The organism is Devosia sp. (assembly GCF_036676215.1).
Taxonomy (GTDB): Bacteria; Pseudomonadota; Alphaproteobacteria; order Rhizobiales; family Devosiaceae; genus Devosia.
The window spans coordinates 1-10,914 of sequence record NZ_JAKFDJ010000176.1 but is presented as its reverse complement, the minus strand read 5'-3'; the positions used below and the strand labels follow the sequence as shown (position 1 = coordinate 10,914).

The window sequence follows — 10,914 nt, the reverse complement described above, 5'->3', positions numbered from 1 at the left end:
ATGCACATGCAACTCATGCAACAGATGCAGAGTGGAATGGGCGGTATGATGCAGCCCGAAGCGGGCGGCTCACCGCAGATGCAAATGATGGAGATGATGCGGTCCATGCAGGCGATGCAAATGGACATGATGCAGATGATGCAGCAAATGCAGCAAATGCAGAGGGACATGCCCACGCTCGAGGTCCCTGGTGAGGGAGACATGCCATGACCGACATCGCCAACAGACGCACACTGTCAATGCTGGGGCTGGCCATCGCGGCCAGCGTGGCGCTGATCGTACTGTTCGTCTTGTGCGCTCTCGTGGGGGTGCTGTTTCCCAACCTGCAGGCGACGCATGCCTGGGTGGGATTGTTCACGCTCGCACCCTTGACGTCGCCGCAGGCCTGGCTCGAGGGCATCTTCTTCAGCCTCGCTTTCGGCATCGTCATCGGCTCGATCGTGGCCGCGGTCCACAACGCGATTGCGGCGCGCGGGCTCTGAGACGGGCCGGCCGCAGGGCCGGCGCGTTCTCCATACCCAGCCGCGGCAGATCGACGGCGCAACGGCATCAGACTCACATCGGCTACAGCCCGTTGATTCAAAGGAATTGACAATGAAACGTCGCAAATTGCTCACAGGATTGCTCGCAGGGTCGGCGGCTCTGGCTTTGCCATCCGCCCTCATCCGGCCCACGCTCGGGGCACAGTCGCCCGCCGCGAAGTCGCTGAGCATCGTCCGCCGCAGCATCGAGGTGAATGGCAAGTCGGCAGACGTCTTCGGACTGCAGCAAGCCGACGGTTCGATGGGCTTCAGATTTCGAGCCGGGGATCTCTTTGACGTGTTGCTGGGTAACGAAACCGACGAAAGCACGATCATCCACTGGCACGGGCTGACGCCGCCTTGGCCGAACGACGGGGTGCCCGATGCCCCGAGCCCGTTGATCGCCGCTGGCGAAAAGCGGACCTACGCCTTTCCCATTGGTAAGGCCGGTACGCACTGGATGCATGCCCACACGCTCCAGGAACAGGCTCTCCTCGCGGCGCCACTAATCGTTGCCAACCCGGACGACGACGGGCGGGACGAGCAGGAGGTGGTGGTGCTGTTGCACGACTTCTCATTCAAGACGCCTGGCGAATTGCTGGCCGGCCTCACAGGTAGCCCGGCAACCGATGCCATGGCAGGCGCGGACCACAGCGGACACGGCGGCATGGACATGTCTTCGGGCACCATGGCGATGGACCTCAACGACATCGAATACGACGCCTATCTCGCCAATGATCGGACGCTGGATGACCCGGAAGTGGTGGATGTCGAGCGCGGCGGCCGAGTGCGGGTGCGGATCATCAATGGGGCGACCGCCACCGCCTTCACCATCGACTTCGGTGAACTGGAGGGAGATCTGATCGCGGTGGACGGCGAGGACATTGTGCCCGTCAAAGGCAGCCGTTTCCCGATGACCATGGGACAGCGGATTGACGTACGGCTGACGCTGCCCGCGGAGAGCCGCTCGTTCCCGATTCTGGCAATGCGCGAAGGTGCGCTGCAGCGTACGGGGATCATCCTCAAGCCAAGCGGCGCGGAGGTGGCGAGGATCGCTGCATTGGGCGAACAAGGCGGGCCGGTGCTCGATCTTGAACTGGAGTCACAGCTCCGGGCGGCAATGCCGCTGGCACAGCGGGCGGCGGGCAAGTCCTACGAGATGGTGCTCAATGGCGACATGGCCGCCTACAAGTGGGGTCTCACCCTCAATGAGCCGATCCTCGTCGACCAGGGCGACCGCGTCGAGGTCAAGATGGCAAACATGAGCATGATGGCGCACCCGATGCACCTGCATGGCCACCATTTCCAGGTCGTGGCCATCGACGGGCAGCGCTTTGCAGGAGCGATGCGGGACACTGTGCTGATCCCGCCGATGCGTTCGGTGACCATCGCAATCGATGCCGACAACCCGGGGCAGTGGGCCTTCCATTGCCACCATCTTTACCACATGGCGGCCGGCATGATGTCGACCTTTGGCTACCGAACCTGAGGCCCGAGGGCAGTAACGCGAAGGGAAGGCATCTGACGGGACGGGGTGCCGCAAATGCCAGCACCCGCCCTCGTACCATGCGGTCAGTCTTCTTCCGGAGGCAGTTGCGCGCGTAGCTCGCCGTCCGGATACATCGCGGTGTGGACGTTGAAATACCACTTGCCACCCCGCAGATCAGCAGCCTGCTCGTCGGTTAGTGTCGCCTCTCCGGTGAGCTGGGTCGTCGGCTCTTCCGGCTGGGCCTCGGCGGGAACGGCCGGCTCAGCCGGCGATGCTTCTTCTGCGGGGGGCGCAGATTCGGCAGCCGGCGGCTCTGCCGGTTCGGCGGCGGGAGGTTCGGTCGGAGTCACGGGCTCGGCTATGGTAGCTGCCTCTAGCGGGACCGGGATGACCGGCTCGGCAACCTCGTCCGGGCCGGCCGGCCCGTGGAAGTGCGCTGCGGTGGCGGGGCCGGTGAGACCCTGGTAGCTGATGTTCCATTTAAAGAGCTTGGTTTCTGTGTCGTAGTCTGACGACACCTGCCCCGTGCCCGCTGAATCGTTGGGCGGCACTTCGGCCGCGCCAGTGAGATCGGCCGAGAAATTCAATACCTCCGCTTGTACCGGCGCGGTCGACAGCAGCAGGGCAACAGTGGCTGCGGCGTAGATGGAAGACAGGGTGGCACGCATCGAAGCTTCTCCTTTGCAGTGTTGCGCGCGTCAGCCACGGCACATGCTACGCGCTGACGTTCAGGTCGGGGGCGACGGCGATGTGACGTCGTCGCCCGTAGGTGGCTCCGCGGCCTGCGTGCCTGGCGAAGCCTCGCATTCCGCCTTGGAGCTCAGGAAGTTGCTGCCCAGAGCGCCGGTCAGAAACACGCGGCCTTCCGGTTCCAAGTCTTTCGTGAACACGTGACTCCCGTCCTTCCGGGCAAACGGCACTGACCAATCCACCGAAGCGCCGGAGGCGATCGGGTCGGTTCCGTTGTTGTGGAGGATCACGTCATAGCCGGAAACGGTGCAGGTCACAGCGCCGGGAGCGGTCCACTCTTGCTCGGCGGGCGTCGTGGCTTGAACGGGGTCGCCCGCCTTTTCCTGGGCGAGCGCGGTACCCGCGACAAGTGGCCCAAGCGTGAAAACAATACCCGCAGCGAGGTTGGACCGGTTCCGGCCCATGCGACATGTGGCCGGCTGTTGTGCAGCGCCATGGGTCATGGGCCGGCCCGATTCTCAATCACGATGCGACCGAGGGCGGCGGGGTCCGGCGGAAGCTCGGTGTCGCCGGCCGGCGCCTCGCTGACGGACAGCATATAGGCGATGAGGTCGACATATTCCTGGTCGCTGAGCGAGCCAGGGTTGTTCTGAGGCATCGTCGTCCTGTTGAACTCGAACAGGGTTGCCAGTGTCCGTCCGTCCCAATCGCGAAGGAAGGCCGCCCGCGCCAGGGGCGGGGTCGATTTCATGTCAGGGTCATCGGCCGCTCCGTTCAACCTGCGGCCGTGACATTTGGTGCAGGCGTCATAGGCCTCTTCGCCCCTCGCTGCCTGCTCGGCGGTAAACACTCCATCCCAGATCGAGGCCTGGTCGACTGTGGCCTCGGGCCCAACCATGTAGGCAGCAACGTCCTCGGTGGTCACTTCGCCGAAGGCATTGCCCCAACTGTTGCGGATGTAGGTGGCGAGCGCGGCAATCTGCTCGGTCGTCAGGTTCGGGAAGGGGGGCATGTTGTTCTTCCCCCGGCTGATGTTCTCGACGATCAGGGCGAGGTCCTGCAGATTTGCGTCGCCTGCCAGAGCGGGGAATGTCGGCGGGTTACCGGTGCCGTCCGGCATATGGCACACGGCACAGTTCTGCTCGTAGAGCTGTTGCCCTTGTGCCTGCGGTTCAGATTGCCCGAGCGCGGGCTGGGTAACGGTCGAGGCGGCCGCGACGAGCAGTGCACCAACGACGCAAGCTGCTGTTTTCGGCATGATAGACCTTCCCTTCTTTCGACCCTTCCTGAGTGTCAGGCCCAGAGTTCGGCTGCGGTGGGCTCCCTGTCCAAGGTCAGTTCAGCGCGGATCGACGTGTCGGCCATCACTTCGCCGTCGGAGCGATAGGGGACGTGCCCGGGGCCGGAAACGAAGATCCTGTACATGCCCTGGGGGACACGTACTTCGGCGCGACCGTGTTCGTCGGTAAAGACCCGATAGGGATGAACAACCACCTTGGCTCCCTTGATCGGCGCCTGGCTCGCCTTGTCTATCGCCTCGATGGAGATGAGGTACTCGGGTTGCCGGACCGATCTGACGCCGATGCGGGCAGTTTGCTGCTCATGCGGAATTTCGAGGTCCGGCCCGGGAGCGGTCACGGTCCAGTCGTGCACTCCCTCCGCTTCGGGGGCGCGCGCTTCGACTTCAGCATAATAAAGCGCGGCTGTGCCCGGCCAGGGTTCGTCACCCAGCGTTCCCGCAGCCGCCGGTTGACCGTCTTCGTCGCTGACCGCGAAGCTCCAATTGGCCGGCCCGCATGCCGACGAGCATTTTACGCCGAGCTTGAAGCGGAACGCCTCACCGGCGACGATCGCGGTGGGCACATCCCAGACCACGATGCTGGTCGTGTGCGACCTGACGATGAACTGGAACGGCGCCGAGACCTCTTGGTAGTCGACCCCATCGGCCGTGTGGGCCGGCAGCACCGCCAGCCAGATATGCTCGCCAGGCAGGAGCGGCGCCTTGACCGCCAGCTCGGCCGTGGTGTTGATTTCGCCATTGAATTCAACGATTTCGGCTTCGCCCAGTAGCGAGCCTTCGTCGTCCTTGATCAGCAGCGCCACATCGCGCAGGTCTCGTGCTGGGGAATACTGAATGGTGCCCACCAGCGTAACTTCGGCGCCCGCATCGACCTCGGCAGGCTGGGCATCCTCCGCGGCATTCTCCTCGGCGCTAACTATCTCGTCTGGGTCCGGCTCCGCTGGCTCGGCGCGTGCGGCTATCCCGCCGGGGGTCACTTCGACGGAGATGATGCACGCCGTTTGCGGTTCTTGATCTTGTACGGCCATCTTGCTTCAACTCCTGGGCCGGGGCGTTCCGGCGGGGCCAGCGCCCCACCGGAAGATCGGAATCAGACCGCGGCCTCGGCCGCGGCGTTGGTACCGGCGATGTAGCCGTGGACGTGGCCCTTACCCAACCCGTGCTTGTTGATGCCGCCGACGGCCTCGCCACCGGCATAGAGGCCGGGAATGGGCACGCCCTTGGTATCGATGACCTGGTGCCGGCCATTGACGCGCAGGCCGCCATAGGAGTCGTGCCAGATCACCATGATCGAAAGCGCGTAGAAGGGCGGCATCGCAATCGCGTTCATGGGCGCTTCCACGTGCCGTTCGAACTCGGGATCCTCGCCGCCCTCCACGTAGGAGTTCCAGGTGGTCACCGTCTGCTCCAGATAGGTGAGCGGGACCCGCTGGAAGGGGTGACCTGCGTGAATCTTGCGGGCCAGGTCCGCGATCGTATCGGCGGTGAAGTAATAGCCGTTGTCCTCGTTGACGTAGGGGAAGCGCAGCTCCCACCCAGTGCGATTGACCGCGGCCTGATCGAAGATCGCCCACAGCGGCCCCGAATAGTAGTGCGGGGGTCGTGACCCCTCGTTCATGGCGAGGGCGGCGTCCATGCCGTGGTCATAGGCGTACATCTGCCTCACCCACTCGTGCCGGCAGTTGCGCCAATCGAGTGGAATATGGTCGAGCCCGGCGTTTGGCACGCCTGATTCCGGCCCGCCCGGATAGCGGGCCGCTCCGCCTCTGATGGGGAGGCGCACTTCGTTGAAGAAGCGCTTGCCCACCTGGTTGACGGCGATGAACTCCTCGAAGCCGGTGTTACCGACATTGACGCCGGTCGCGCCACGGAACACGAAAGTCGGGTGGCCGGGGAACATGTCGGTATAGGCATCCCGGGTCCCGAGGCGCGTCGGAATGTGGAACGTGGTGGGATATGACAGGTTCTGCTGCATCCCAGCCATGTTCGCTCCGACTTTGAGCGCGGCGACCAGCGCACTTCCGTCCTGACCATTCGGTCCCTGTAGCGCGTATCCGCTGGTCACGAAGGCCGGCTCCCGCATGGCGGGGTAGAACATGCTCCGGATCTCTGGATTGCCGGCCATACCGCCACTGGCGAGGATTACTGCCTTGCGAGCCCGGATATGCACGATCTCGCGCCGCTCGTCGATATTGCCGTTCTGCCAGTAGCTCTCCAGGCGCTCCCCGGTCCTGGGGTCGATCCTGGGCGAGTAGTGCGCACTGATCCCCAGGATCCGGCCGGCCGAGGGTTGCTCGCGGATCAGGTCGTCGAAGTGGCGGCTCAGCATGAACTGCACCCCCTTCTCCCGGGCCGAGAACTCCAGCGGCCTGGCGAGGGCGACACCGTTCTGCACTGCGTTGGGGCCGACCACCTCAGTGGCCTCCGACATCTTTACCGGCGCCAAGGGGCTGGTGCGCTCCGGATCGGCAACGCCCGCATCCTCGGCGGTGATGGTGCCCGCCCTGATGTCCGTCACGTCACCAAGCATGAGGAAGCAGAACGGCGCCCTGGCGCGTGACATGCCGCCGCCGCCATGCGTGCCGCTCACCCGGGTGAAGTGGACATAGTTCTGCATGAGGAATTCGCGGGTCGGCGGGCAGTTTTCCGCCCAGGCACGATTCTGCTCACGCTCGTTGTACCTGAAGGGACTTTGGCCCTTGGTGTCGACAATCGACCAGTCGGTCATGTCCTTGAACAAAAGGTCGACATTGTCGTCGAGTTCGGCCGGCTCCTCAACCGGAGGAACGGTGATGAAGCCCTCCGGGTCGCCCTGGGCGGCCATATCCCGCTTCTGGATGGCGTCGCCGCCACCGAGTGACAGGAACGAGCCGCTGTGCAGCATCCTGCCGCCGAGGTCGAAGTTCTGGTCAACGACCAGTACGCTCGCGCCGAGGTCCCGCGCCCGAATGGCTGCGGTAATGCCAGCGCATCCGCCGCCGGCGATGACCACGTCCGCTTCATAGTCCCATTCAATGGATTGGTCGGGCTCGTGTGCCGATGTGGCCCCCGCGCCGGTCAATGCTGCCGCGCCGAGCACGCCAGCCGCTGCGCCTTGTGTGAAGAACTGCCGCCTGCTGAGGCCCTTTTGGTCCGGATCAGACTCCTGTCGCGCCTTTGGTTCCTTAGCCATCTGCTCCTCCCGAGCTTACGACCATCCCCAAGCGTTGTTATAGTACGTCCGGGCGTAGCGCTCAGCAATGACATAACAAAATTGCGTTCTGCCACAGCTGTAATTCAGCACCGAACTCGGATCCCCGACCAGTCCACGCCATTTTGCCAAACGATGCTTACGGCCGACCGAAATTGGAAGGCCGAAAGGCCTAATTTGGCTCAGTTCGCTGGGGAACTAAGCGCACTCCCGCTCGTTGCCATAATGGCGGCTGACGCGATGCCGAGCCGCTCGATCTTTCAAAGGGAGAGCGAAATGCAAGTTAGAGAAGCAATGCATACCGGTGTGACTTGGGTAGGGCCGCACACCAGCATCAATGAGTTAGCCAGGAAAATGCGGGACGAGGATATCGGTGCCATCCCGATCGGCGAAAACGACCGGCTGATCGGCATGGTGACCGACCGCGACATAGCGTTGCGGGGTCTGGCCGATGGCCGAGATGCACAGGCGCTGACCGCGCGCGATGTCATGACCAGTCCGATCATTTATTGCCGTACCGACGAGGAGATCGGCGACGCTGTCCGCATCATGGAAGACAAGGCCATTCGCCGGCTGCCCGTGATCAACGAGCAGAAGCGTCTGGTCGGCATGCTGGCGCTCGGCGATATCGCCGACTGTGCACCGCGTGACATGTCGGCAGAGGTCATGCAGGCCGTTTCTGCCCACCATGCCTGACGCCAGTTGGCCGCCCGAGGAAGAACCTCACGATCCTGGCACGGTGCCCGAGGATGTCCCCCGCCGGTTTGAACTGCGAAGGAATGCCGAAACCCTGAGCTGCGCCTCGAGCATCTGCGGGCAGAGTGTGCGTCAGCCGGGATTCTCGTATGCGGTGAGAAACAGCGGCTCCTAGGGCCGCTTTTGGCTGGACCAATTGACATTGGTCAAAGCTTTCGGAGGCGCCGCATGCTCTTGATCCTGGAGAGCTGAGTGCGGCCGTTGCTCAGGCGAGATCATAATGGCCAAGCCGGAATGGGGGAAGACCCATGACAACCGTCCGACATATCCTCGACGCCAAGGGGCACGATGTCTTTTCTGTTAGCCCCGTGGACAGCGTTGCCGATGCGCTTCGGCTGATGTCCGACAAGGATATAGGTGCCGTACTGGTCACGGAGGGCGACCGCGTCGTCGGGATCTTCACGGAGCGACAATACGCCAGGAAGGTGTTTCTGATGGGCAGAACATCTCCGACAACCTTGGTGCGCGAGGTGATGGTGAGAGACGTCATCTATGTCGAGCCCGATCAGAGCGTCGAAACCTGCATGGCTCTCATGGCCGCCAAGCGCATCCGACACCTCCCGGTCCTCAGCGACGGGACGGTGGTCGGCATCATCTCCATTGGCGACCTTACCAAGAGCGCGATAGCCGACCGCGAGTTCAACATCGAGCAGCTCGTGCTCTATGTGGGTGGCGGAACGCGCTGATCGCCAGAGCGGTCAGGTCGCCGGCGGAAGGCGTCCATCCGTTGCATCGTAGTCGTCGGCCTGCATATCAACCGACGCCCGCATCAGCGCCTACCGCCAGTGAGGAACTACACCCCGCCCTGAGAACGTCTGTCGGCCCGAGGCCGACCGGGTTCATATAGGGCGCAAGCCTGAATGACGCAAAGAGTCGGTCCGCCGACCAGGCGTGAAAGTCTCATTCTTGCAGGGGCCAGGCCCGCGTCATTGCGGCTTTGGCGCCCCAGTGATCCTCAAATACGAGGTCGGAAAGCGACGTGCGTGCCCGCCACCCCCTTTGTTCCAGTTCGGGCGTCGCAAAGAAGCTTTCGACCTTGCCAACGCATAGATAAGCGACCATTCGGACCGGATCCGGAATCCCCAGGACCGCCTTGACCTCGGCTTCCTTCAGAATGCTGACCCAGCCAACCCCCAGACCCTCGGCTCTGGCCGCCAGCCAGAGGTTCTGGACGGCGCAAACCGTGCTGAACAGATCCATGTCGGGCATATGGGTGGCGCCCAGCACGACCGAACCGCCGCGTGAGCGATCGCAGGTCACGCAGATATTGACCGGCGCGCTGGTGATGCCCTCGAGCTTGAGTGCCCGATAAGCGTCCTGACGATCCTTGGGAAACATCGCAGCGGCTTCGCTATTGGCACGGGCAAATATCTCGGCCACCCGGCTTTTCTTTTCGGCGTCGCGTACCACCAGGAAATTCCATGGCTGCATGAATCCGACAGAGGGCGCGTGATGTGCCGCGTCCAGAATTCGCAGCAGCACGTCATCGGCAACGGCATCGGGTCGGAACTGGCCGCGCACATCCCGCCGGCTATAGATGGCGCGATAAACGGCCTCGCGCTCGGCGTCGGAGAACGGCTCGCCCGTCGTAAGGCGTGGCCGAAATTCAGGCGATTCAATTGCGTCCGGCATGGCATTGCCCCTGTTCAAAAAACACAGGAGCTGGGGTCCAACCAGCTTCAACGGTCACCTGGCCGGTCTTCTGACTTGGGATCAACCCCGGCGGGCGCCTTCCCGGCCGAAGCCAGTGGCATATGCTCGCAAGGTCCCCCGCACAGCGCTGGGCGCGTCGCGGATTACAACCGCGTTCCCGATTCTCCCGCCGCAGCAGGCACCAGATCTGGGTCGTGTAGCGCCTCGAGGGGCCGCATGGCAAGGCCACCGACGGCCGCTTGACATTGATGAGGCGATGGCGTGTTGTCGGCGCGTCCGAGGGGTGTCCAGATTCGCAAGGGTCTGGTCTGAGATGGCTGAGAAGCCGAACCCTTTGAACCTGATCCGGGTAATGCCGGCGAAGGGACGGGATCGTTATCCGCCACCAGAGCTGCGTCCCGGGTTTCCGTTTTCACGAGAAAACATGGAGACCCATCGTGAACAAACCATTCGACGCCAAGGCGCTTGGCGCCAGCGGCGTGTCTACCACCCCGCTTTCTGCGTCCCGCAAAGTCTATGCGAGCAGCGCACTCGCTGCCGATATGCGGGTGCCATTTCGCGAGATCGCCATCGACGATCCGACCGCCCCCGCGTTCCGGGTCTACGACACCTCCGGCCCCTATACCGATCCCGCTATTGCCATTGACCTCGAGCGCGGCCTGCCACGCCTGCGCGAAAGCTGGATCGCCGAGCGCGGCGACGCCGCACCCTATCAGGGCCGCGCCATCAAGCCGGAAGACGATGGCCATGTCTCGCCCCAACGGGCCGTTGCACATTTCCCCCTCGTCAATCAGCCGCTACGCGGCAAGGGGGGGCGACCGATCACCCAACTCGACTATGCGCGCGCCGGCATCATCACCAAGGAGATGATCTTCGTTGCCGAGCGGGAGAACCTCGGGCGCCAGCAAATGCTGGACGGCGCCGAGGCGCGCCTGGCCGATGGGAACAGTTTCGGCGCGGCCATTCCGCCCTTCATCACCCCAGAATTTGTGCGCGACGAGATCGCCCGCGGTCGGGCGATCATCCCGGCCAATATCAATCACCCCGAAATCGAGCCGATGGCGATCGGGCGCAATTTCCTGGTCAAGATCAACGCCAATATCGGCAATTCGGCCGTGTCTTCCTCGGTCGAAGAAGAGGTCGAAAAACTGGTCTGGGCGATCCGCTGGGGCGCCGATACGGTCATGGATCTGTCGACCGGCCGCAATATCCACGCCACCCGCGAATGGATCATCCGCAATTCGCCCGTTCCCATCGGCACGGTGCCGATCTACCAGGCGCTCGAAAAGGTCAATGGCGATCCCTCCAAGCTCGA

At 63.4% G+C, this 10,914-nt stretch carries 12 protein-coding genes and 2 riboswitches; of the genes, 6 read left to right on the top strand and 6 right to left on the bottom strand.

Going from position 1 to position 10,914, the window contains the following annotated elements; genetic code table 11:
• From V6M52_RS15015 to V6M52_RS15005, 3 genes are all read left to right on the top strand, one after another.
• The coding region (locus tag V6M52_RS15015) for a hypothetical protein (RefSeq protein ID WP_332701599.1) at positions 1-210 on the top strand (210 nt) is incomplete at its 5' end.
• On the top strand, positions 207-482 hold the full coding sequence (locus V6M52_RS15010) for a hypothetical protein (protein ID WP_332689214.1): 276 nt from the start codon (positions 207-209) through the stop codon (positions 480-482). The genes V6M52_RS15015 and V6M52_RS15010, both read left to right, overlap by 4 nt.
• 112 nt (positions 483-594) lie before the next feature.
• Positions 595-2,010 carry a multicopper oxidase family protein gene (locus tag V6M52_RS15005; RefSeq protein ID WP_332701598.1) on the top strand — a complete coding sequence of 472 codons (1,416 nt, stop codon included), beginning with the start codon at positions 595-597 and terminating at the stop codon, positions 2,008-2,010.
• Between the two features lie 83 nt (positions 2,011-2,093).
• Here V6M52_RS15005 and V6M52_RS15000 read toward each other — a convergent pair whose 3' ends face one another.
• The 5 genes from V6M52_RS15000 to V6M52_RS14980 all read right to left on the bottom strand — a co-directional run bounded on the left by V6M52_RS15000 (position 2,094) and on the right by V6M52_RS14980 (position 7,172).
• Positions 2,094-2,678, bottom strand: a complete 585-nt coding sequence (locus V6M52_RS15000) for a CHRD domain-containing protein (protein ID WP_332701597.1) — start codon at positions 2,676-2,678, stop codon at positions 2,094-2,096.
• A gap of 60 nt (positions 2,679-2,738) precedes the next feature.
• Positions 2,739-3,203, bottom strand: coding sequence for a hypothetical protein (locus tag V6M52_RS14995; RefSeq protein ID WP_332701596.1), 465 nt, complete (start codon positions 3,201-3,203; stop codon positions 2,739-2,741).
• Complete coding sequence (locus V6M52_RS14990; RefSeq protein WP_332701595.1) at positions 3,200-3,958, bottom strand: c-type cytochrome; 759 nt, start codon at positions 3,956-3,958, stop codon at positions 3,200-3,202. Before V6M52_RS14990 ends, V6M52_RS14995 begins: the two co-directional genes overlap by 4 nt.
• A 35-nt stretch (positions 3,959-3,993) precedes the next feature.
• Positions 3,994-5,028, bottom strand: a complete 1,035-nt coding sequence (locus V6M52_RS14985) for a carboxypeptidase-like regulatory domain-containing protein (RefSeq protein ID WP_332701594.1) — start codon at positions 5,026-5,028, stop codon at positions 3,994-3,996.
• 62 nt (positions 5,029-5,090) lie between these two features.
• Positions 5,091-7,172, bottom strand: coding sequence for an FAD-dependent oxidoreductase (locus V6M52_RS14980; RefSeq protein ID WP_332701593.1), 2,082 nt, complete (start codon positions 7,170-7,172; stop codon positions 5,091-5,093).
• Positions 7,173-7,466: 294 nt separating this feature from the next.
• Between V6M52_RS14980 and V6M52_RS14975 the strand changes: the two genes are divergently transcribed.
• Together V6M52_RS14975 and V6M52_RS14970 are read left to right on the top strand one after the other, a co-directional pair.
• On the top strand, positions 7,467-7,886 hold the full coding sequence (locus V6M52_RS14975; RefSeq protein WP_332701600.1) for a CBS domain-containing protein: 420 nt from the start codon (positions 7,467-7,469) through the stop codon (positions 7,884-7,886).
• Positions 7,887-8,194: 308 nt separating this feature from the next.
• A complete protein-coding gene (locus V6M52_RS14970) occupies positions 8,195-8,632 on the top strand; it encodes a CBS domain-containing protein (RefSeq protein ID WP_332692924.1) in 438 nt (145 codons plus the stop codon).
• Positions 8,633-8,846: 214 nt separating this feature from the next.
• Here the strand turns inward: V6M52_RS14970 and bluB are convergent, their stop codons facing one another.
• A complete protein-coding gene (gene bluB, locus V6M52_RS14965) occupies positions 8,847-9,578 on the bottom strand; it encodes a 5,6-dimethylbenzimidazole synthase (protein WP_332701592.1) in 732 nt (243 codons plus the stop codon).
• Between the two features lie 43 nt (positions 9,579-9,621).
• Positions 9,622-9,800: riboswitch (cobalamin riboswitch) on the bottom strand.
• Positions 9,801-9,868: 68 nt separating this feature from the next.
• Positions 9,869-9,983: riboswitch (TPP riboswitch) on the top strand.
• Between the two features lie 53 nt (positions 9,984-10,036).
• Between bluB and V6M52_RS14960 the strand changes: the two genes are divergently transcribed.
• The coding region (locus tag V6M52_RS14960; RefSeq protein WP_332701591.1) for a phosphomethylpyrimidine synthase ThiC at positions 10,037-10,914 on the top strand (878 nt) is incomplete at its 3' end.

Bases quoted from the DNA above. Each gene is read 5' to 3' on its own strand.
- bluB (WP_332701592.1), bottom strand. From the start codon at position 9,578: ATGCCGGACGCAATTGAATCGCCTGAATTTCGGCCACGCCTTACGACG.
- V6M52_RS15000 (WP_332701597.1), bottom strand. From the start codon at position 2,678: ATGCGTGCCACCCTGTCTTCCATCTACGCCGCAGCCACTGTTGCCCTG.
- V6M52_RS14975 (WP_332701600.1), top strand. From the start codon at position 7,467: ATGCAAGTTAGAGAAGCAATGCATACCGGTGTGACTTGGGTAGGGCCG.
- V6M52_RS15010 (WP_332689214.1), top strand. From the start codon at position 207: ATGACCGACATCGCCAACAGACGCACACTGTCAATGCTGGGGCTGGCC.
- V6M52_RS14985 (WP_332701594.1), bottom strand. From the start codon at position 5,028: ATGGCCGTACAAGATCAAGAACCGCAAACGGCGTGCATCATCTCCGTC.
- V6M52_RS14990 (WP_332701595.1), bottom strand. From the start codon at position 3,958: ATGCCGAAAACAGCAGCTTGCGTCGTTGGTGCACTGCTCGTCGCGGCC.
- V6M52_RS14980 (WP_332701593.1), bottom strand. From the start codon at position 7,172: ATGGCTAAGGAACCAAAGGCGCGACAGGAGTCTGATCCGGACCAAAAG.
- V6M52_RS15005 (WP_332701598.1), top strand. From the start codon at position 595: ATGAAACGTCGCAAATTGCTCACAGGATTGCTCGCAGGGTCGGCGGCT.
- V6M52_RS14995 (WP_332701596.1), bottom strand. From the start codon at position 3,203: ATGACCCATGGCGCTGCACAACAGCCGGCCACATGTCGCATGGGCCGG.
- V6M52_RS14970 (WP_332692924.1), top strand. From the start codon at position 8,195: ATGACAACCGTCCGACATATCCTCGACGCCAAGGGGCACGATGTCTTT.